The 21,401-nt window shown below is 70.4% G+C and carries 19 protein-coding genes and 1 pseudogene; 15 read left to right on the top strand and 5 right to left on the bottom strand.

The window, feature by feature from the left end:
- Positions 1-430 precede the first annotated feature (430 nt).
- Together ACSMXW_RS00670 and ACSMXW_RS00675 are read left to right on the top strand one after the other, a co-directional pair.
- Positions 431-1,045, top strand: a complete 615-nt coding sequence (locus ACSMXW_RS00670) for a GNAT family N-acetyltransferase (RefSeq protein ID WP_485803109.1) — start codon at positions 431-433, stop codon at positions 1,043-1,045.
- Between the two features lie 182 nt (positions 1,046-1,227).
- A complete protein-coding gene (locus ACSMXW_RS00675) occupies positions 1,228-2,040 on the top strand; it encodes an MBL fold metallo-hydrolase (protein ID WP_485803110.1) in 813 nt (270 codons plus the stop codon).
- A 289-nt stretch (positions 2,041-2,329) separates the two neighbouring features.
- Here the strand turns inward: ACSMXW_RS00675 and ACSMXW_RS00680 are convergent, their stop codons facing one another.
- Positions 2,330-3,379: an aldo/keto reductase gene (locus ACSMXW_RS00680; RefSeq protein WP_485803112.1), complete on the bottom strand. Its 1,050-nt coding sequence runs from the start codon at positions 3,377-3,379 to the stop codon at positions 2,330-2,332.
- A 76-nt stretch (positions 3,380-3,455) separates the two neighbouring features.
- On the opposite strand from ACSMXW_RS00680, the gene ACSMXW_RS00685 reads away from it, so the two are divergent.
- Positions 3,456-3,998, top strand: coding sequence for a TetR/AcrR family transcriptional regulator (locus ACSMXW_RS00685; RefSeq protein ID WP_485803113.1), 543 nt, complete (start codon positions 3,456-3,458; stop codon positions 3,996-3,998).
- 199 nt (positions 3,999-4,197) lie between these two features.
- The gene (locus tag ACSMXW_RS00690) at positions 4,198-4,578 is read left to right on the top strand and encodes a winged helix-turn-helix transcriptional regulator (RefSeq protein ID WP_485803115.1); all 381 of its coding nucleotides are present in this window, start codon (positions 4,198-4,200) and stop codon (positions 4,576-4,578) included.
- A gap of 27 nt (positions 4,579-4,605) precedes the next feature.
- Here ACSMXW_RS00690 and ACSMXW_RS00695 read toward each other — a convergent pair.
- Positions 4,606-5,429 (bottom strand): annotated as a pseudogene (locus ACSMXW_RS00695) (class I SAM-dependent methyltransferase).
- 246 nt (positions 5,430-5,675) lie between these two features.
- Here ACSMXW_RS00695 and ACSMXW_RS00700 point away from each other — a divergent pair.
- The 4 genes from ACSMXW_RS00700 (at position 5,676) to ACSMXW_RS00715 (ending at position 10,279) form a co-directional block, all read left to right on the top strand.
- A complete protein-coding gene (locus ACSMXW_RS00700; RefSeq protein ID WP_485803117.1) occupies positions 5,676-7,028 on the top strand; it encodes a COG1361 family protein in 1,353 nt (450 codons plus the stop codon).
- A gap of 253 nt (positions 7,029-7,281) precedes the next feature.
- Entirely contained in the window at positions 7,282-7,998 is a 717-nt protein-coding gene (locus ACSMXW_RS00705) for a DUF969 domain-containing protein (protein ID WP_485803118.1), read from the top strand.
- Complete coding sequence (locus tag ACSMXW_RS00710; RefSeq protein ID WP_485803120.1) at positions 7,995-8,963, top strand: DUF979 domain-containing protein; 969 nt, start codon at positions 7,995-7,997, stop codon at positions 8,961-8,963. Before ACSMXW_RS00705 ends, ACSMXW_RS00710 begins: the two co-directional genes overlap by 4 nt.
- Positions 8,964-9,220: 257 nt before the next feature.
- Positions 9,221-10,279 carry a DUF2891 domain-containing protein gene (locus ACSMXW_RS00715; protein WP_485803121.1) on the top strand — a complete coding sequence of 353 codons (1,059 nt, stop codon included), beginning with the start codon at positions 9,221-9,223 and terminating at the stop codon, positions 10,277-10,279.
- A gap of 182 nt (positions 10,280-10,461) precedes the next feature.
- Here ACSMXW_RS00715 and ACSMXW_RS00720 read toward each other — a convergent pair whose 3' ends face one another.
- The 3 genes from ACSMXW_RS00720 to ACSMXW_RS00730 all read right to left on the bottom strand — a co-directional run bounded on the left by ACSMXW_RS00720 (position 10,462) and on the right by ACSMXW_RS00730 (position 12,486).
- Entirely contained in the window at positions 10,462-11,130 is a 669-nt protein-coding gene (locus ACSMXW_RS00720; RefSeq protein WP_485803122.1) for a class I SAM-dependent methyltransferase, read from the bottom strand.
- A gap of 232 nt (positions 11,131-11,362) precedes the next feature.
- Complete coding sequence (locus ACSMXW_RS00725; RefSeq protein ID WP_485803124.1) at positions 11,363-11,674, bottom strand: AzlD domain-containing protein; 312 nt, start codon at positions 11,672-11,674, stop codon at positions 11,363-11,365.
- Positions 11,671-12,486, bottom strand: coding sequence for an AzlC family ABC transporter permease (locus ACSMXW_RS00730; RefSeq protein WP_485803125.1), 816 nt, complete (start codon positions 12,484-12,486; stop codon positions 11,671-11,673). Before ACSMXW_RS00730 ends, ACSMXW_RS00725 begins: the two co-directional genes overlap by 4 nt.
- 149 nt (positions 12,487-12,635) lie before the next feature.
- Here ACSMXW_RS00730 and ACSMXW_RS00735 point away from each other — a divergent pair, with 149 nt between their 5' ends.
- From ACSMXW_RS00735 to leuA, 7 genes are all read left to right on the top strand, one after another.
- Positions 12,636-13,676, top strand: coding sequence for a pyridoxal-phosphate dependent enzyme (locus tag ACSMXW_RS00735; RefSeq protein ID WP_485803127.1), 1,041 nt, complete (start codon positions 12,636-12,638; stop codon positions 13,674-13,676).
- Positions 13,677-13,734: 58 nt separating this feature from the next.
- Positions 13,735-15,477 (top strand): hypothetical protein, encoded by a 1,743-nt coding sequence (locus ACSMXW_RS00740; RefSeq protein ID WP_485803129.1) that lies wholly within the window; start codon positions 13,735-13,737, stop codon positions 15,475-15,477.
- A gap of 79 nt (positions 15,478-15,556) precedes the next feature.
- Positions 15,557-16,027 carry a DUF2000 domain-containing protein gene (locus tag ACSMXW_RS00745; RefSeq protein ID WP_485803131.1) on the top strand — a complete coding sequence of 157 codons (471 nt, stop codon included), beginning with the start codon at positions 15,557-15,559 and terminating at the stop codon, positions 16,025-16,027.
- A 52-nt stretch (positions 16,028-16,079) separates the two neighbouring features.
- Positions 16,080-17,099 carry a 2,3-diaminopropionate biosynthesis protein SbnB gene (locus tag ACSMXW_RS00750; protein ID WP_485803132.1) on the top strand — a complete coding sequence of 340 codons (1,020 nt, stop codon included), beginning with the start codon at positions 16,080-16,082 and terminating at the stop codon, positions 17,097-17,099.
- Positions 17,100-17,143: 44 nt separating this feature from the next.
- The gene (metK, locus tag ACSMXW_RS00755) at positions 17,144-18,370 is read left to right on the top strand and encodes a methionine adenosyltransferase (protein ID WP_485803134.1); all 1,227 of its coding nucleotides are present in this window, start codon (positions 17,144-17,146) and stop codon (positions 18,368-18,370) included.
- 301 nt (positions 18,371-18,671) lie between these two features.
- Complete coding sequence (locus ACSMXW_RS00760; RefSeq protein ID WP_485803136.1) at positions 18,672-19,382, top strand: IclR family transcriptional regulator; 711 nt, start codon at positions 18,672-18,674, stop codon at positions 19,380-19,382.
- 204 nt (positions 19,383-19,586) lie between these two features.
- A complete protein-coding gene (gene leuA / locus ACSMXW_RS00765; RefSeq protein ID WP_485803138.1) occupies positions 19,587-21,377 on the top strand; it encodes a 2-isopropylmalate synthase in 1,791 nt (596 codons plus the stop codon).
- Positions 21,378-21,401: the final 24 nt, after the last annotated feature.

Genomic DNA, 21,401 nt, shown 5'->3' on the forward strand with positions numbered 1-21,401 from the left:
ATCGACCCCGTCCGTCTCCCCCCGGAGGGCTTCCGGCCGTCGGCTCCGGATCGTCGATTCCCAGTCCGGTGCTCCGGGTAACGTCAGCCCGGATCAGTTCACTTCCCTTGCGCCCACGCAACGGGGCTCTTCCGGGTCCAGCGCCCGGCTGCCGGCGTCGGGCGCTGATCGCTCTCCCGGTCGCCACTCCGGCCGCCCGTCGCCGTGCCGGCCGATTGGCTCGCGGCGCCCGGCCCAGCGCGCCGGATCCGGCCATACCTCCCATGGAGATCAGGCCAACTCCCCCCGGTGGGGTGCTTGTTCGTCGATCGACTGTCAGACCCGTCGCATAGTCTGCGCTCGATGTGAAGGATCTGTGCGATGTCCGGGGCGTGGGGTCATGGGCGACACGCACGAACACGGTACATACGCCCCAGCAGGGATCACACTCATGACGTACACCATCCGCGACTACGACCAGGCCGACGAGCGCTCCTGTTTGCGCTGCCGAGTACTCTCCTTCCCCGACACCGCCTACTACGACGACGTCCGCACCGGTAAACCGTCCATCGCCCGGCCAGGGTTCGAACTGGTCTCCACGGACGGGACGGGCGGCACCACAGGGATCATGGACGTCACCGTCGAAGCCGGCCTGGCAACCATCGACACCGTCGCCGTCCACCCCGATCACCGACGCCGCGGCCTCGGCCGTGCCCTGCTCGGTGCGGCCCGGACGCGTCTCCGGTCGTGCAATGTCACCACCCTGGACGCCTGGACCAGAGACGACCCGGAGACCTTGAGCTCGTACCGGGCCATGGGCTTCCGTGAGAGCGAGCACTACCTCCACGTCTACGCGAACCGTTACGCCGACCCCGGGGAGCCCGACCGCGCAGTCGGTGCCCGTCGTGCCGGGCTGCGCCCGATCACGGCCTTTCTGCATGCCTCACTCGCCGACGAGGAGCAACTGCGCCGCGACTTCACCCGCGTGCACGTCTGCCGCCGCTTCACCCTGGCCGTCAGCCATGACGCGCGGGTCGCAACCATCACCCAGGAGGATTGTTCATGACGTCCTTGTGCCACCCCGACAACGCCTCAGGCCACCTTTCCAGGCGTGGCTTCGGTCGGCTCGCCGCCCTTGGGGTCGGGGCCGCCGCCGGGTCGGGCACTCTCGTCTCGCGAGCGGAGGCCGCCGGAGCGGATGGTCGGATTCACTACGACCGGGCGCGCCGGCTGGCCGGGAGCGATCCGGTGCTGCGGACCCTGGTGGCTGCGCTGACTCCCGGTGCCACCGTCCCCCGCCCGCCCGCACCCGCGCCGCTGAGGCTCTTCGACAACCTCGCCATGCTCAGCGTGGGCTGGGTCTCCGCGATGGCGGTGCTGACCGACGACGGGATCGTGCTCATCGACTCGCTCACCTCCGCCGACGAGGCCGAGACCGCCCTGGTACCGGGGTTGCGGGAGCTGGGGGCCGATCCGGCGACGATCAGGTACGTCGTCGTCACGCACGGCCACTACGACCACTTCGGTGGTGCGCAGTACCTCGCCGACCGCTATGGGGCACGTGTGATGATGGCGCCGGCCGACTGGGACCTCATCGCCCGCACCCGTCCGGCTGGTGCCCCCGCACGCGACCTTGACATCACGGACGGGCAGCGGCTCACGCTCGGCGGCACCACGATCCATCTGCACTACACCCCGGGTCACACCCCGGGCACCGTCTCGCCGATCCTCCCCGTGTGGTCGGGCCGCCGGCGGCACACGGCGATGCTGTGGGGCGGCACCAACCCGCCCGCCACGGTCACGGAGCTGCGTACCTATCTGACCTCCATCCACTCCTTCCGGGCGCGCATGCGGTCGGCGAACGTGGACGTGGAGCTGTCCAACCATCCCAACGACCAGGGTCTTGTGCGCGCCGAGCAGCTCCGGAGCCATCCCGATGGAGTGAATCCGTTCGTACTCGGCCGGCCCAGGACCCAGCGGTTCATGGCGGTGATGGACGCCATGCTGCGCGGCAGGCTCGCCGACGCCGAAGCCGCCGGTGTCGGCGGGCGCGTCGCATGACCCGCCGGGCAGCGGCCACGCTGCTGCCGAGAAGGGCGTGGCCGGTCATGAGCGGGTAGATCACGGCGCGCTCGACCATGCCGATGTGCCACATCCAGCCGGTGAGTACGTCGGCCATCAAGACCGGACGCGATCAGCCCGACGGCGCCGGGCGCGATGCTCGCGATCGACCGGCCCCTCCCAGGACCGATGCGGGCTCCGCCGGCTCCGACGGCGATCGCCATCCTGTTGCCGGGCAGGATGAGGAGGGCACCGGCGCGGTCGGCAACACCTGGGCGGACGATGGGGCTCATGAGAGGGCCATTCCTGGGACGCGCCGGCGGACGGCCTCCATCTCGGCCTCGTCCGAGACGCCCTGCCAGTCGTACCGCGGCGTGTACGGGGCTTCCAGGGCGCGCACCTCGTCGTCGGTGAGCTCGACGTCGAGAGAGGCCACGGCCTCGTCGATCTGCCGGATCGAACCGGCACCGACCAGCGGCGCGGTGACGACCGGCCGGCGGCGGAGCCAGGCGAGCGCGACCTGCGCACGGCTGACGCCGTGAGCGTCCGCCACCTGACCGACCGCGTCGATGATCGCGCGGTTGGATGCCTCCTGCTCGGGCGAGTAGAGCAGGTCCGCGTAGGCTCCGTCCGTCTCCGAGCGCACCGTCGAGCGGGCGTCGTCCCACGCGCGGGCGAGGCGGCCGCGGGCCAACGGCGACCAGATGATCGTGCCCACACCCTCGTCCAGGCACAGCGGAATCATCTCCCGCTCCTCCTCACGGGCGAGCAGGTTGTAGTGGTTCTGCATCGACACGAATCGCGCCCAGCCGTTCTGCTTCTGCAGGTGCAGTGCCTTCGCGAACTCCCAGGCGTGCATCGAGGACGCGCCGAGGTAGCGGACCTTGCCGCACTTCACCAGGTCGCTGAGCGCCTCGAGCGTCTCCTCCCACGGGGTCGCGTGGTCGTTGCGGTGAATCTGGTAAAGGTCGATGTGGTCCGTGCCGAGGCGGCGCAGCGAATGGTCGACCTCGGCCATGATCGCCTTGCGCGACAGCCCCCGGCCGTTCGGCCCCAGCCGCATCGGATGACGCAGCTTCGTGGCGATCACCACGGCGTCGCGGTCGGCGAAGTCCTTGAGCGCGCGGCCGAGGATCTCCTCGCTGGACCCGTTCGAGTACATGTTCGCGGTGTCGAAGAAGTTGATCCCCGCCTCCAGCGCGTGCTTGATGAGCGGGCGCGCCTCCTCCTCACCCTTCGACCAGACGGGGTGGCCCCGGTCGGGCTCGCCGTAGGTCATCGCGCCGATCGCGATCGGTGACACGTCCAAGCCGGTGGCGCCGAGCTTGATGTACCGCATGATGCTCCTCTAAAGTAATTGGAGAGGTCTCCACATAACGTAGTGGAGAGCTCTCCGCTTAGCAAGGTGGGGTCCCGTGGTCCGTTCAGACGCTCGCGAGAACAGGGCGCGCATCCTAGAAGCCGCCCGCGAAGCCCTCGCGGAGGACGGCAGCGCCTCGATGAACCAGATCGCCCAGCGCGCCGGCGTCGGCGCAGGCACCCTGTACCGCAACTTCCCCACCCGCGAAGCACTCGCTCTCGCCGTCTACCAGGACGAGGTCGCACGCATCATCGGCAGCGTGCCGGGGCTGCTGGCCGAGATGCCGCCCCTTGAGGCGCTCCGCCACTGGACGACCGACCTCGTCGAAGCGATGCGCAGGAAGCACGGCCTCGGCGATGCACTCAGTCCCAGCGCGCACCAGGCGGTCAGCGAGCAGACCTACGGGCCGGTCATCGCCGCGATCACGGAGTTCCTGGACGCCGGCAAGAAGGACGGAAGCATCCGCACGGACGCCGACCCCGCCGACTTCCTCCAGCTCACCGGCGCCCTCTGGCGCGCCGCGTCCGGACCCGAAGACCGGTCGCCCCGCATGCTCGCGCTCATCCTCGACGGACTCCGCACCCAGCCGCAGCGCTGAGGCCGCATGCCGGGACTCCGCTGACGGTTTCGCATCCGGGCGAGTACCACATGTCCTGACGTCAAGCCCCAGCGCCTGCGCGCCGACAAGGCCTACGACATACCGGCCCGTGCCCAGTACGCCGCTTCTCATCACGCATTCCCTCCCGAGGCCTGCTTGGACCGTTCGCATCGACGCCAGAGGGCCTGTCGGGCACCATTTGGTACGTGACGACCGACGCTTCCTCTCCGACTGCCGCGCCCGCCTCGCCTTCGACCTCCTCTCCAACACCTGGAACGCGGTCGTGCTCTGGGCACTGCGCGACGGGCCCCGGCGCCCGGTCGAACTGCGCGGGCTGATCGGGGCGATCAGCTCCAAAGTCCTCACCGAGACGCTACGGCGCCTACAGTCCAACGGACTCGTGGTTCGGCAGGCACACCCCGGAGCGCCACCGCATGTTGAGTACCAACTCACCGAGCTGGGTCGCACTTTGCCGGCACCCATCGACACTGTCGGAGCATGGGCCTTCGAGGATGGCGATGAGGTCATGGCCGCCCAGGAAGCCGAATGCATCGCCGACTCCCAGCCCCCCTCAGAGTGATCCAACCACCACCTCAAAGATCATTCGTCAGGAGTTCCAAGGACGACGCTCCCGGAGCTGTGCGGCGCGGTGGAACAGAGCCGTCCACAGGAAGGGCTCCCCGAAGAACGGTGACTCGGGTGGCTCGTCGTGCATCGGGCGTGCTTCGACCTCGGTCAGGTCGGCGAAGATCCAGCGAATGGACTGAGGCGTATGGGCGAGGCCGCCGTGAAGGCGGAAGTCGCGGTAGAAGACGGCGTCGGGCGCTTCGGAGCCCATCCGGCCGGCCGCGAAACATGCGAGGGCGAAATATCCACCGGGGTGAGGGCGTCATCGAGCAGCGCGAGGTAGCTGATGCGGCGGTGCGGTGGCAGATGGTGGAAGCAGCCGGAGTCGTAGATCAGGTCGCAGGAGCCGCGCACCTCGCTGCCGAGCCGGTGAGGGCGAAGACGTCGCCGCAGTGGAAGCGGACGTCGGCCCCCACCTCACGTGCGCGGTCCTCGGCCCAGGCGATAGCCGTGGGAGAGAGGTCGACGGCGTCCACCTGGAAACCCCGTGAGGCAAGGTGGAGGGCGTTGCGCCCGGGCCGCAGCCCAGGTCCAGGGCGCGGCCCGGAGCGATCAGGCCCCGGTCGAGGTACGAGACGAGGGTTTCGTCCGGCTTCGTCGTGAAGAACGGCACCGGCCTGGTGCGGTCCGCGTAGAAGATGTCCCACCACGGGCCCGCGTCGGTCGTCCATCGGTCGTCCATCGGTCGGCCTCCGGTGCGAACAGGCCGTCAAGAAGTCTCAGGACGTCGTCCACCGTGCGTATGTCCCGGTCCGTCCGGCCCCCTCTCCCGGTACGGGAAGGTAGCCGTGGATGGGGGAAGATGCCAGCTCAGGCGGTGCGGCAGAAGGGCGTCGGTGGGTGTCCGCGGGCCGGGGAGAGGCGGCACGGGCATTGAGTCGCGGGTGTGGCCGTCCAGCCGTCCGTGCCCGTGCCGTAGGCCGTCAAGGGGCCGATTCCGGGATCGCCCAGGCGACTTTGCGTACAACCTTCGTCACCCCGGGTTCGTCCAACCCGTACGCCGGAGACCCCGGTGTGCCAGGCGACTGGCCACACACCCTGGGAGACGCAATGAGACCTGACTCCGTCGGGCGCTGGGGGCGCCTCGGAGCCTGTGTCACCGCGGCGGCCGGCCTCATCGTGGCCGGCCTCGCGCTGCCCGCATCCGCCGACGAACCGCAGAGCGACACGCTCTGGATCGACCAGCCCTACGAGCAGACGCTGCCGCTGGGTGCGAACGGCGGAGAGCCGCAGGACCGGCCGCTGGACATCGGCCTCTACCACGACAACGACACCTTCACCGTGACCGGCGGCCGGCTCACCGTGGACGTCTCGGGGATCGCCGGCGTCGCCGAGGTGACCTGGCCGGAGAACTGCACACCGGGCGGGACGACCGCGGTGTGCGACGTGCCGGACGTGCCCGTGATCGGAGCCGGGTACACACCGCAGGTGCACCTGGTGGTGCGTGCCGCGGACGGCGCGGCCGCCGGGGCGCAGGGCCGGATCACCTACGAGGCGACGGCCACCGGCGGCCCCGACGGGACACTCACCGCTCCGCAGGGCAGCTTCGACACCACGCTCACCGCCGGCTCGGGGCCCGACCTGGCCATCGCCGACATCGACCCGGTCGAGCACGCGGAGCCCGGCGAGGAGCGGACGATCCCCCTCAGGATCACCAACCGCGGCAGCGAGAGCGCACACGGCCTCACCGTGCGGCTGATGGCCTCGTACGGCCTTCAGGACCTGACCCGGTACGCCGCCTGCACCTACACGCACTCGAACGACGGCGAGTACGCGCCGATGACGACGGCCGACTGCTTCTTCGACGACGAGCTGGCACCGGGCGACTCCTTCGAGCTGCCCGAGCCGCTGACGGTCACACCGGCCGAACGCGCGCTGAACGAGCGGCTCGACATCAGCGTCGAGCCGGGAGCGGGCGCCGAGGACCTCGCCCCCGGCGACAACTACCTGGCGCTGGAGATCGGTGCCGACAACACCGCCGACTTCTCGGTCACCGGCGATGCGGTCTCCGGCACCGCGGGTGAGACGGTCGGGGCCCGGCTCACGTTCGAGAACCACGGTCCGGCCTGGTTCGGCAACCTCGGCTCCGGCGAGCCTGCCGCCGTCGTGCGGCTGATCGTCCCCGAGGGCACGACGGTCACCGGCGTCCCGGCCGGATGCCTTCCGCACACCCTCGCCGGCGGCTACTACGGGCACCGGACGGGTGCTCCCCGCTATGACTGCGACCTGCCGTACTGGGTGCTGGAGGACACGGAGCGTACGTTCGCCTTCTCGCTGCGGATCGACACCGTGCTGCCGGGCACGACCGGTGCCGTGAGCATCCACCCCTCCTCGCCCGGCGATTTCCCGTTCGCCTTCGACCCGGACACCTCCAACAACACGGCAGTGCTGGCCGTCAACTGACCGGCCCGGAAACGGCGCCCTCGCGCAGGGGCGATGGCCTTTGACGGGGGTCGGTCGACCGCCGCGCAGGGGTCCGGTGACCGCCGCCGAACCCCTGCTCGACGCCCGTTTCTGGTGAAATGTCAAGAGACGACGCCAGAAAGAAACAGCCAGCATATTGATGGATTGTTGAACAACATCCTAATCTCCCGGGCGAGCCGTCCTGCCGTCTCGGCGGGGCGGATACCAGCACAACCGTCCAAAGGGGCTTAGGATGCTCGTCCTGCTCGGCGTACTCGTGGTCATCCTCGGGTTCGCCACCAAACGCAATCCCCTGCTGGTCGTCGCGGTCGCCGGGATCGTGACGGCGGCCATCGACGGCCAGTCCCCGAACGAGATCCTGACCACGTTCGGCACCAGCTTCGCCTCCAGCCGGTCGGTGACGGTCTTCGTCATCACCCTGCCGGTCATCGGCCTGCTGGAGCGCTATGGCCTGCGTGAGCAGGGCAGGGCCCTGATCGCCAGGCTCGCCCGGCTCACCACCGGGCGCGTCCTCGCCCTCTACCTGCTGCTGCGCCAGGTCACCGCGGCGTTCGGCCTGATGAACATGGGCGGGCCCGCACAGACCGTGCGCCCGCTGATCGCGCCCATGGCCGAGGGCGCGGCGGAACGGCAGTACGGCACCCTGCCCGAGAAGGTGCGCGAGCGGATCAGGTCGCTGGCGGCGAGCGCGGACAACGTCGGCGCGTTCTTCGGCGAGGACATCTTCCTCGCGGTGGGTTCCATCCTGCTGATCACCGGGTTCACCAACGCCACTTACCACACGCACCTGGAGCCCCTGAACCTCGCGCTGTGGGCCATCCCGAGCGCCGTCTGCGCGCTGTTCATCCACGGCGGACGGCTGCTCCACCAGGACCGGCGGCTGGCGCGCGAGCTGAAGCCCGCCGCCACCGCGGCCCCCGCCGGCACGTCCGAGGAGGCCGGCGCATGATCAAGGCCGAGTGGTTCTACTGGCTCGTCGGCGCCGTCTTCGTGGTGATGGCGCTGCAGATGCTCCGTGACACGACCAACCCCAAGCGCTACGGCAGCGCGGCCTTCTGGGGCCTGCTCGGGATCTGCTTCGTCTACAGCACATGGGTGGTGGACAAGCGGGCCCCGGCCCAGCCGCTCGGAGTCGCCGTGCTGGTCATCGCCGCCCTGGCCGGCTTCGGGCTCACGGGACGCGGCACAGCGGAGGGCACACCGCCCGAGCGGCGGGAGGCGTTCGCGGCCCGGTACGGCAACAAGCTGTTCATCCCGGCCCTGTGCATTCCCGTGGTGGCCGTGCTCTGCTCCGTGCTGGTGAAGCGCTGGAGCGTAAGCGGCACACCCATCCTGGAGAAGGACTCCGAGACGCTGCTCGGCCTCGGCATCGGCGCGCTCGTGGCGCTGGTCGTCGGGATGGTCCTCCTGCACGAGCGGCGGGTGTCCGTCCCGGTGCACGCGGGCCGTTCCATGCTGGAGTCGATGGGCTGGGCGCTGGTCCTGCCGCAGATGCTGGCGATTCTCGGCGCCATCTTCGCCACCGCAGGGGTCGGCGACCAGATCGGCAGGATCACCACGCACCTGCTTCCGGGCGGCCAGACGTACACCGCGGTCGCCGTGTACTGCGTCGGTATGGCGCTGTTCACCGTGATCATGGGCAATGCGTTCGCCGCCTTCCCGGTGATGACCGCGGCGGTCGGCTGGCCGGTCCTCGTCGACCAGGCGCACGGCAATCCCGCCGTGGTGCTCGCCGTGGGCATGCTGAGCGGCTTCTGCGGCACGCTGCTCACGCCGATGGCCGCCAACTTCAACCTCGTTCCGGCCGCGCTGCTGGAGCTGAAGGACACCTACGGGCCGATCAAGGCGCAGGCCCCCACGGCCGTGGCGATGCTGTTCTGCAACATCGCCATCATGTGCGTGTTCGCCTTCTGACGCCTACTCGCCTTCCGAGGCGTCGGTCCGCCATCCGAAGCGCCGGTTGGCCATCCGAAGGTCCCGGTTCGCCTTGCGAGGCCCCGGTTCGCCTTGCGAGGCCCCTGCGAGGTGCCGCTCGGGCTGCACGGCCCCGTCCTCGCTGCGGCGGCCGAAGCCCTCGGCTCGCCAATCCGGCCGCCCCGGAGGTGAGGCCCGTCCGCCCCGTCCCTCCCTCCCCTCCCCCCGTCATCACACCCTCCGATCGGAGCAGCACCGTGTCCCCCGCGCAAGAACCAGTCCGGCACTCCACCGCTCTCGCCGAGCACGCCGACTCCTACGCCCGGCTCGCCGCGGCGAACGTCACCCGCGCCTACCCCTACGCCCCGCAGCAACTGCTGACCGGGCCCGACGACCTCACCGCGCCGCGCACCCGGCACCCCGCCTTCTACGGCTCGTACGACTGGCACTCGTCCGTGCACATGCACTGGCTCCTGGTGCGGCTGCTGCGCAAGGCGCCCACGCACATCGACACCGGGGTCGTACGCGAGGTGCTCGACGCCCACCTGACCGCCGAGGCGCTGGCCGCCGAGGCCGCCCACCTGCGGGCCCACCGCACCTTCGAACGACCCTACGGCTGGGCCTGGCTCGCACGGCTCGCCGCCGAGTGCCGGGACGCCGGTGCCGACGGCATCGAGGGCGCCGAAACCTGGGCCGAGGCCCTGCGGCCGGCCGCCGACACGGTCCGGGAACTGGTCGAGGCATGGCTGGGCAAAGCCACCTATCCGGTCCGGCACGGTGTGCACACCAACAGCGCGTTCGCGCTCGGCCTGCTGCTCGACGCGGACACCGCCACCGAGGCGGCGACGGACGCGATACGCCGCTGGTTCCTCGCCGACCGCGACTACCCGGCCGGCTGGGAGCCGTCCGGCCAGGACTTCCTCTCCCCCGCGCTCACCGAGGCGGACGCGGTGCGCCGGGTGCTGCCGGGTGGGGAGTTCGCGCGGTGGCTGACCGGCTTCCTGCCGGGCCTGGCCGAGGGAGAGCCGGCCGGCCTACTGAGCCCGCCCGAGGTGTCCGACCCGGACGACCCGCAGATCGGGCATCTGCTGGGGCTGGGGCTCAGTCGCGCGGCGGCGCTCAGCTCGATCGCGCGTGCGCTGCCGGCCGACGATCCACGGGTGCCCGTCCTCTCCACCGCGGCCGCCGGGCAACTCGCCGCCTCGCTGCCGTACGTGGCGACCGGCACCTGGGCCAGCGACCACTGGCTGGCCACCTTCGCGACGCTCGCGCTGGAGTCCGGCGCCGGGTCGCAGGCGGCTCCCGCCCAGGGCTGATCCCCAGGACCGGCCAGGACGGAATCCGGCTGCGGGGACCCGTCCGTCATCACGGAGGCCACACGGCGCGTGCCCCGAGGCAACCCCCGGACACGCCGCGACGGGCCCTCACCCACGGGTGAGGGCCCGTCACCGGTGAACCGTGTCCGCCGCGGAGCGGGGGGTCCCCGCGGCCGGCCGGCTCACTCGCCAGGAGACGCGTACACCACCCAGTTGTCGTGCTTGTGCGGGTACGGCCGGAAGTCACCGTGCGGCGGGTCGTCCCATGAGATGCGGCGGATCTCATGGATGGTCCAGTCGGAGAACAGAGCGCGCATCTCGTCCTCCTCGTAGAAGCGGAAGAGCGTGTCCTTGTAGGCGAAGGTGTGCGGAGCGATCTCCTCACCCTCGCCGTAGGTCTCGTCCTTGAGCGTGAAGGCGTTCGTGACGAACAGGCCGCCGGGCGCGACGATGCGGCGGGCCTCCGCGATCAGGTCCGTCGGGTCCTGGATCTGCCCGAAGACGTCGAAGCACGTCACCGCGTCCACCGAATCGTCGATGAGCGGCAGCTTCGTGGCGTCCGCGCGCAGCAGGAACGCGCGCTGCGCGATCGCGCCGCGGGCGTGCGCGAGCCCCGTCGGTGCGATGTCGACGCCCATCGCGTTGAAGCCGGCGCCCGCGAGAGCGGCGAGGTTGCGCCCGTCTCCGCATCCGAGGTCCACCACGGTGCGGACGGCGCGGTCGGTGAGCGCCTCGATCGCCTGTGGGATCACCGGAATGGGGTCTTCCTGCCACAGCGGGGTCTCGCCCTGTTCCTGGTAGGCCTTCTCCCAGCCGTACTGCAGCTCCCCGAAACCCTCGGCCGTTGTCATGTAGCCTCCTCTGGATGACTGACAAGGATCATCCAAGTGGCTAACATGACACGCAAGGGGCGTCTCAGTATCTGAGCAGTTACTCGGAGCAATGGCCGAATCCATAGCCGTGCGAGGTGAGTTCCCGGAACGGCGGACCGCCGGGCCGCGACGTCTGCCGCGCCGCGGCCGCGGGCCGTGCGGCCGGAAGCCGGGGCCGGCACCCTGGTGCCGCAGTCGGCCTTGCGAAGCCTCAGCCGGCCGCCCCGAACCACCTGAGCAGCGCCGTGGTGACCGCGGCAGCCGTCACCACCAGCAGGAACGGCGCCCGCATACGTACCGCGACGGCCGCGACGGCGACACCGGCGAGCCGGGCGTCGAGCACGATGTGCCGCTCCACGGTGAACGTCTGAACCGCGATCAGAGCCGCCAGCAGGGCGACGGGGATCGCACCGGCGACACGTGCGGCGGCCGGGTTCCGCAGGAACGTCTCCGGGACCAGCAACCCGGCGAACTTCAGCGCGAAGCATCCCGCGGCGGCGACGACGATCCATGTCCAGCTCATGACGTACCCTCCGCGTCTCGCGTGTTCCGGGTCCCACCGTGGTCGACGGCCCCGTCCGACGCGCGGGGCCGCTCGGCCGCGTCCGCCGGCGGCACGGGCTGCGGCGGTACGGACTCCGGCGGACCGCCGCGGGGCACGAGCAGGACGCTGAGCGACGTCAGCCCCGCGACGACGACCGGCAGCCCCGCGCTCAGCAGCGGGCTCAGCCCCACGGCGACGACACACGCCAGCAGGAAGACCATCTGATGGGCGCGCTCCTTCAGCCTCGGCGCGACGAGCGCGATGAAGGCCGCGGAGGAGGCGGCGTCCAGCCCGAGCACCTTCGGGTCCGTCAGGAGGGAGCCGGCCAGGGCGCCCGTCAGCGTGGCGAGGTTCCAGCACGCGAAGACCGTGAGGCCGGTCGCCCAGTAGGCGAAGCGCCCGGCCGTCCTGCCGGGCCTGCCCAGCGCCATCGCGGCGCTCTCGTCACTGAGGAGGTGCGCGGCGGGCACCAGGTTCCGGCCGCGGAGCCCGATCACCGATCGCAGGCTGATGCCGTAGAAGAGATTGCGCATCCCGAGCAGCACGGCGGTCGCACTCGCCGTGGCGCCGCCGCTGCCCGCGACCAGCGCACCCACCAGCGCCAGTTGGGACGAGCCGCCGTACAGCGCCAGCGAGAGGAACTGCGTCTGACCGACCGTGAGGCCGCTGGAGACCGCAAGCGCCCCGTACGACAGGCCGTACGCGCCGACGGCGACGCCGATCCCGAGCGCGTCCCGCAGCAACCGGCGCCTCTCATCCGGTTCGCTCGCACCTTTGCTCCTGGTTACCACCAGTTCGTTTCCTCCTGTACCGCGCCACGGTCCGGCTCAGATCCTGAGACACCCCTTCATACCTCATGAACCCTACGTAAGATGACGACACATTGTCATCTCGTGGTTCGGTTATGACATCCACACGGGGAAGGTGCGTACGCGAAGCCATGGAAGCGAACGTGTGTGAGGAGTCGGCGCAGTCCATGCAGCGATACCTGGACCGGTTTGAGGCCCTGCTCGGCCTCACTCCCGTGAAGACGATCACGCTCGACGTTCTCGGACGGGAGCGCAGGATCCACCTGAAGCTCGAGGGCTACAACATCACCGGATCGATCAAGGCACGCACCGCCTACGGCCTCATCCGGGGGCTCGTTGAAGAGGGCAGGATCAAGCCCGGCGTCGAACTGCTCGAGTCCACGTCCGGAAACCTCGGCGTCGCGCTCGCGAGCATGGCCCGGTATCTCGGGGTCGGCTTCACCGCGGTGGTCGACCCGCTCAGTACGCGGGAGTGCCGCAACCGCCTCGAGGACCTCGGGGCCCGGGTCCTCATGGTCGACACGGCGGACGCGGCCGGCGCCTACCTGCTCTCCCGGATAGCGAAGGTGCAGGAACTCCTGGCGGCGGACGACAAGTACGTGTGGGTCAACCAGTACGAGAGCCCGCGGAATCCGGAGATCCACCGCCGCATGACGGGCCCCGAGATCCTCAACCAGATGCAGACACCGCCCGACGCCGTCTTCATCGCGGTCTCCACCGGCGGGACCTTCGCGGGGGTCAGCCGGTGCTTCCGGGAGCGCGGACTGGACACCCGCATGGTGGCCGTGGACATCAACGGCTCGGTGGCGTACGGCGGAACCCCGGGGCCCCGCCATCTCTCCGGAATCGGCGCCAGCCGCCGCTCTTCATTCCTTGAGGAGTCACTGGTCGACCACTATTCATATGTCAGCGTGGGAGAGGCTTCGTACTATTGCCGCCGAATATTAGGTGAGGCCGGAATACATCTTGGCGCGTCATCGGGTGCCGTTCTGGCGGCCTGCGTTCGCTTTCTGGAGGAACATCCCGACGTCGTCGACCCGCTGTGCGTGTGCGCCGACGGCGGGGAGAAGTATGAGGACACGGTCTACAATGACGGCTGGATGGCGGTCATTGGCGAGACTCCACTGCCTGCCGGAACTTCTGGAACGGTACGCGCCGGGAATAGCCGGTAGAGGTCGTCCACTTCAGCGGAAGAGTGGCCCCAAGGAAGAAGACGGGAAGAAATCGAGGATGGGTAGTGTGACCGAGGCGCGCCGAGCGCTCGAAGAGCACGCCGCAGGGGGAGCGCCCTTCGCCGTGCAGCAGCTCGCCGACCTGTCGGTCACCGAACTCTGCCACATGGACGAGCACGACGTGGCCATGCTTCTGCTGCTCGGTGCCGTCTGCGCCCGCCTGGACGGTGGCGCCTCGGCAGCGCCCGTCCTCCAGGAGGTCGCCAAGCGCTACATGGCCGCCTCGCTGCTGTACTCGGGCAGGGTGCTGCCCCGGGCCAAGGAGATGATCGAGCTCCTGGACCGCGGCGTGGACGAGGGCTCGCCCGACACCCTGACGGAACTCGCCGACCACCTCAGCCAGGGCTGGCCGGAGTACGCCGACTCGGTCTTCCCGCCGGCCCTGGCCCGGCTCGCCGGCGAGCGGGGCCTCGACATGCCGGCCGGTTCCCTCACACGCGTCTCCTTCCTGCTGTGGCGCCAGGGTCTCGCGGCCGCGGCCGAGAACGAGGCCGGGCGGGCCGCGGGCCTCTTCGAGGAGTCCCTGGAGCGCTACCAGAGGTACCTCTACTACGCGGACGCGGCCTGGCTCTTCACCGACCTCATCCTGGCGCGGCTGCTCGCGGGGCAGCTCGACGAGGCCAGGCGCGTGCACGACGCCCAACTCCACTACGTGGAGAAGCTCATGACGGCGCACGACACCGCCGTCACCGACGACAGCCAGGCCGCCACCTTCCACCTAGGGGACCTGCAGAGCGGCGGCTACAGCACGTTCGTGGAGTCCGCGACGCTGCGCCCCACCGGGCTCACCGAGCAGGACAAGAAGCTGCTCATGCGCTACGTGCGCGCCAGCGAGCGCTTCATCGCCGCCTGCCGCTACGGCTCGCGCCGGGACTTCGACGCCGGTCTGGACATCTTCTCCTTCGGGTGGGTGACGTTCCACCGCTCTCCCTACCCGCGGATCCTGCGCCACCTCGCGGACCGGTACGGCGAGGGCGGGCAGGGCTGGCACATCCCGCTCACCGCCCACGAGCGCTGGCACCGCATGCTGCGCAGCTTCCGGGTGAAGGTGAGGGCGGAGGTCCTGGTCGAGACGGCGCTGGGCCTGAACAACAGGCTGGGCTACGCGGGCATGGAGGAGCACGCGAACCTCGTCCTCCTCGATGCCGCGATCCTGTACGCGCGGCTGCACGGCAGGGACGACGCGCTGGACTGGATCACGCGCTTCCTCGGAGACCTCCGCCCGAAGATCCCGAGGGCGCTCTCCGTCGCCGTCGACTACCTCCAGACCACGGAGCACACGGAGAGCAGCCGGATGCTGGGCAGGTACGCCGGGCTGCGCGCCGACCTCCTGGCACCGGACCTGCTCTCCCTAGGCCTGGACATCCCGTGGCCGACGGAGCCCCGCCTGGAGATCGTCCTCTACGACCAGCTCCTGTCGCTGGAGGGGATAACGATCTACGAGTCGACCCCGCCTCCCCTGCTGGACGTCCTCACCGTCCTGGGCGAGGAGTTCACCCGCAGCCGCCAGGAGGGCAGGGACGTGCCGTTCCTCTCGGCAGCCGAACTGTCCAGGCGCACCGGCCGCACCACCGGCGCGCTGGCCCAGACCGTCCGCAGATTCCGCAACACCTGCGAGGCCGTACTCAAGGAGACCACCGAGCTGCCCACCGAGCCGGAGGCCGTCATACAGGGCCGCCCCGGATACCGTCTGAATCCGCGTCGCGTCGGCCGGTTCTTCGCCCATTCGACCGGCGCCTGACCCACACCAGCCGGGACCGCGTCCCGTTCTCGTCGATTTCTCCCTCAGCCACCAACGAAGAGCGCCCGGGGGTACTCTCGTGCCGGAAAGCACCGCTGTCATCGTCGACCCGTCGGCCGTCGACACCGATCACAAGTTCGTCGTCGCGCTGAAATCCAAGCTCGAACACGGCGTGGCCACCAATGCCGCCTCCCACCTGTGCCTCGGACTCGTCGCAAAGGCCGTGGCCGAGCGCCCCGAGTTGCTGCCCCGCATGTCGTTCCTCGCCTTTCCCGACTCCGAGGGGGGCGAGCACGCGCCCATTTCCGGACTCTCGCTGGTGGCTCTGGAGGGCAGGCCTGCCTGGCTGCGGCGGCTGCGGGAGCAGGCGCGGGCGGCGGGGCTGCTGTGCACCGACTTCACCTCGGACATGACCGGCGGCACCTATGCCGATCAGCAGGAACGCATGCGCAAGCGTCCGGAACAGGAACTCGACTACTACGGCGTCGCGGTGTTCGGACCGCGCGACGTGGTCGACCCGCTGACCAAGAAGTTCTCCCTGCTGCGCTGACCGCCGCGGCGCGGTGCGGCGGCCGGCAGTACCTTGACACGAGAGGCACAACGTGAGCGACACGACCCATTCGCACGACCTCGTCATCGTTCCCTCAGCGGTCGTCCAAAAGGTCCTAGACACGCTCGGGAAGGAATCCAAGGACATCGTCGAGCGGATCTACATCGAGGCCGCGAAAGGAAACCTGGTAAATCCGGACAGTCTGTTCCTGCGTCCCGATCCGGAGCGCCGCGAGCGCGTCATCGCCCTGCCCGCCTATGTCGCCGGTGAATTACCGGCCATGGGCATCAAGTGGATATCCAGCTTCCCCGAGAACCTCTCTCACGGGCTCCCTCGCGCCTCGGCCCTCATCGCCCTCAACGACCCCAGGACGGGCTTTCCCCGGGCGGTCGTGGAGGGCGCCCGGATCAGCGCGCACCGCACGGCACTCTCCGCCGCGGTCGGCGCGGAGGCGCTGCGTGACGGCGACCGGTCCGTGGCGCGGCTCGCGGTGGTCGGCACCGGGTACATCTCCGGCACCACCCTGCGCGTCCTGGCGAGCCTCGGCTGGTCGTGCCGGCAGGTCGCGGTGCACGACCTCGACGCGGAACGCGCCCGTTCCTTCGCCGCCGAGCACGCCGGCACCTTCCCCACCGGCGAGGTGAGCGTGGCGGACACGCTGCGGGAGGCGCTGTCCGGTGCGGACGTGGTGCTGTTCGCCACCACCGCCGTCGTCCCGTACGTGTCCGGGCCCGACTGGTTCGAGCCCGGTGCCGTCGTGCTGCACATGTCCCTGCGGGACCTGGCTCCCGCCGCGCTCGCCGGCGCTGCGCACGTGGTCGACGAGGTGTCGCACGCCCTGCGGGAGAAGACCTCGCTGGCCCTCGCCGTCGACGAGGGCACGGTGTCCCCGGACGAGGTCCGCCCGATCGGGGACTACCTCCTCTCCACGGCGCGTCCCGACCGCACGAGGACGGCGGTCTACGCGCCGTTCGGCCTGGGCTCGCTGGACGTGGCCATCGCCGGTCTCGTGCTCGAACGGGCCGCCGGGCTGCCGGGCGTCGTCACGGTCCCCGGCTTCTCCGCGCCGTGACACCCACGCCCCGGGCCGTGTTCGAAGCGAGAGAGGAGACACCCATGTCCAGCACGCTGTTCACGTCCGAGTCCGTCACCGAGGGACACCCGGACAAGATCGCCGACCAGATCAGCGACACCATCCTCGACGCCCTGCTGAAGGACGACCCCGCCTCCCGGGTGGCGGTCGAGACGCTCATCACCACCGGGCAGGTCCACGTGGCGGGCGAGGTGGCGACCACGGCGTACGCGCCGATCGCCACGCTGGTGCGCGAGAAGATCCTTCAGATCGGCTACGACTCGTCGGCGAAGGGCTTCGACGGCGCCTCCTGCGGCGTGACCGTCTCGATCGGCGCGCAGTCCCCGGACATCGCGCAGGGCGTGGACGACGCGTACGAGACCCGGGTCGGGAGAGCCGCACCGGGCGGGGAGGCGGACGAACTCGACCGCCAGGGCGCCGGCGACCAGGGCCTGATGTTCGGCTACGCCTGCGACGAGACCCCCGAGCTGATGCCGCTGCCGATCACGCTGGCGCACAAGCTCGCCCGGCGCCTGACGGAGGTCCGCAGGAACGGCACCGTCCCCTACCTGCGCCCGGACGGCAAGACACAGGTCACCATCGAGTACGACGGCGACCGGGCGGTCCGTCTGGACACCGTCGTCGTCTCCTCCCAGCACGCCTCCGACGTCGACCTGGACTCGCTGCTGGCGCCGGACATCAGGGAGCATGTCGTCGAGCCGGAGCTGCAGGCCCTCGCCGGCGCGGGCCTCGACCTGGTCACCGAGGGATACCGGCTGCTGGTGAACCCCACCGGGCGCTTCGAGGTCGGCGGGCCGATGGGTGACGCGGGCCTGACCGGCCGCAAGATCATCATCGACACGTACGGCGGCATGGCCCGGCACGGCGGCGGTGCGTTCTCCGGCAAGGACCCGTCCAAGGTGGACCGGTCGGCGGCGTACGCGATGCGGTGGGTCGCCAAGAACGTGGTCGCCGCGGGCCTCGCGCGCCGCTGCGAGGTCCAGGTCGCCTACGCGATCGGCAAGGCCGAGCCGGTCGGCCTCTTCGTCGAGACCTTCGGCACCGCCGCCATCGACCCCGAGAAGATCGAGAAGGCCATCGGCGAGGTCTTCGACCTCCGCCCGGCGGCGATCATCCGGGACCTGGACCTGCTCCGCCCGATCTACGCCCGGACCGCCGCGTACGGTCACTTCGGCCGTGAGCTCCCGGACTTCACCTGGGAGCGCACCGACCGGGTCGGGGCGCTGCGCGCGGCAGCGGGACTCCGGTGACGGGACGGGGCTGCGGTGCGGGGGCCGGCTCGGTGACGCACGGGGTGGGTTCGGTGAGGGGGGCGGGTCCGGGGTGAGGGCACGGAAGGCATGTGCGCCGCGGCCGTCGGCCGCGCAGCGCCCTCCGCCGCGCGGCGTCCGGGGTCGTCGCGCACCGGTCGGAGGAGAAGGGTTCGGGTCAGGCAGCAGTGCCGAGGGCGGATGCCGGCGCAGGCCGTGCGTCCGACCCGGGGGGCGGATTTACCGGCGCGGGGTTCAGGAGGGGACAGTGGCCGGCAACACGCGAGAGATGGGGACGTCCGTGACCAGCCGTGTGCTGGCGATTCTCGGCAGCTTCGACCGGGGCCATCCGGCCCTCTCGCTGTCGCAGATCGCCCGCCGCACGGGCATTCCGCCGACCACGGCGCACCGTCTGCTCGGTGAGCTGCAGTCGTGGGGGGCCCTGATACGGGAGGGGGACGGCCGCTACCGGATAGGCCTTCGGCTGTGGGAGGTCGGCTCGCTGGCCTCCCCGCTCTCCCACGTCCGCGATGTGTCCATGCCGTATCTGCAGCGGCTGTACGAGGTGACGCGGGAAGACGTGTACCTCGCGGTGAAGGACGGCTCCGACGCCGTCTTCGTCGAGTACCTGCGTGCGCGGCGGCACCGCAGCGCCGAGGGGCACCGCGGGCTGCGCAGGCCGCTGATCGAGTCCGCCGCCGGGCTCGCCCTCCTCGCGCACCAGGGCGGCCTGGCGCTCGATCCGGACGACCGCCTCGCGGAGATCCGCAGACGGGGCTGCGCGGTGCTGCCCGACCCGGTGGTGCCGGGGCTGCGCACCGTGGCGGTTCCGGTGGTCCGGGAGAGCGGAGCCGCGGCCGCGGCCATCGGGCTGTGCGTATGGGCGCCCGAGGCGGTCGAGCAGTGGCGGGACGTGCTGATGGAGACGGCCTCGCGGATCCAGCACGCCCTGAGCCCCAGAGACCCGGTGGCGCCCGAGATACCCGTCGAGGGCAGCCGGGTCGGCACGTGAAAGGGCCTTCCGGCGTACTGCCGGGAAAGCCGACGCCGCACGCAGAGTACTTGTAAGGTGACAGCGATGCATGACGTGTGCCAGTGGAGCCTCCTCCTTATGTGCCGCGCCGAGGGCCGTCCAGGCCGACCTCCTCGGCGCGGTGTTGGGCTTGCCCCGTAGTCGTCGGCCTAGACGACACACACATCGAGGAGTACCTCCGCCATGCACGTGAGCGACCGGCAGCAGCCGTCCTCCAGCCCCCGACCCTTCCCCGCACAGCGCCCCTCCGGCATGCCTGCCGGGCGGTACACCCCCTTCACCCCCGTGGATCTGCCGGACCGCACCTGGCCCGGGAAGACCGTCACCAAGGCCCCCCAGTGGTGCGCGGTCGACCTGCGTGACGGCAATCAGGCGCTGATCGACCCGATGGGCTGGGAGCGCAAGATCCGCATGTTCGACCTGCTGGTCTCCATGGGGTACAAGGAGATCGAGGTCGGTTTCCCGTCGGCGAGCCAGACCGACTTCGACTTCATCCGGCGCATCATCGAGGAGGACCGCGTCCCGGACGACGTGGTGATCCAGGTGCTGGTGCCGACGAGGCGGGAGCTGATCGAGCGCACCTTCGAGGCGGTGCGCGGCAGCCATCACGCGATCATCCACCTGTACAACTCCACGTCCACGCTGCAACGCCGGGTGGTGTTCGGCATGGACCGTGCGGAGATCACCGACCTGGCCGTGCGCGGTGCCAGAATCTGTGCGGACCTCGCCGAGAGCTTCACGGACACCGGCATCAGCTTCCAGTACTCGCCGGAGTCGTACACGGGCACGGAGCTGGAGTTCGCCGCCGATATCTGCAACGCCGTCATCGACGTGTGGCAGCCGACGCCGGACCGCAAGGCGATCGTGAACCTCCCCGCCACCGTCGAGATGGCGATGCCCAACGTCTACGCCGACTCGATCGAGTGGATGGGCCGTCACCTGGACCGGCGGGAATCCGTGGTGCTGTCCGTGCATCCGCACAACGACCGGGGGACGGCCGTGGCGGCCGCGGAGCTCGGCCATCTGGCGGGCGCCGACCGCATCGAGGGCTGCCTGTTCGGCAACGGTGAGCGCACCGGCAACGTGTGCCTGGTGACGCTGGGGCTGAACCTGTTCAGCCAGGGGATCGACCCGATGATCGACTTCTCGGACATCGACGGGATCCGCCGCGCCGTGGAGTTCTGCAACCAGCTCGAGGTGCACCCGCGGCATCCGTACGGCGGGGACATGGTCTACACGGCCTTCTCCGGGTCCCACCAGGACGCGATCAAGAAGGGCCTCGAGGCGCTGGAGCGGGACGCCCGGGCGGCCGGGACCCCGGTGGCCGAGCACCCGTGGGGTGTGCCGTACCTGCCGATCGACCCCAAGGACGTCGGCCGTGACTACGAGGCCGTGATCCGGGTCAACTCGCAGTCCGGCAAGGGCGGTGTCGCGCACGTCATGAAGACGGAGCACCGGATGGACCTCCCACGTGGTCTCCAGATCGAGTTCTCCAAGGTGGTCCAGGCGCGCACGGACCTGAAGGGCGGGGAGATCACCCCCGCCGAGCTGTGGGGCATCTTCTGCCACGAGTACGCCCTGGCGCAGGACGGGGACCGGCCCGAGGGGCCCGGTGCCCGCACGGACGCCGGGGGCCGCCTGTCGCTGCTCTCGCACTCCAGCACCGTCTCGGACGACGGGAAGAACACCCTGGTGGCCGAGGTGCTGCTGGACGGCGCCCGGCGCACCCTGGAAGGGGTGGGGAACGGCCCGATCGACGCGTTCGCCACGGCCCTGGGCGGGCTGGACATCGACGTGCACGTGCTCCACTACCAGGAGCACGCCATGTCCACGGGGCGTGACGCACGTGCGGCGGCGTACGCGGAGTGCACCATCGGCGACCAGCGGCTCTGGGGCGTCGGCACCGACTCCAGCATCGTCACGGCGACGATGAGGGCCCTGGTCTCCGCGGCGAACCGCGCGTTCAGGGGCTGACGGTGCGCTCCGGGGCGGGTGACG

It is taken from the genome of Streptomyces sp. DSM 116793, assembly GCF_057320905.1.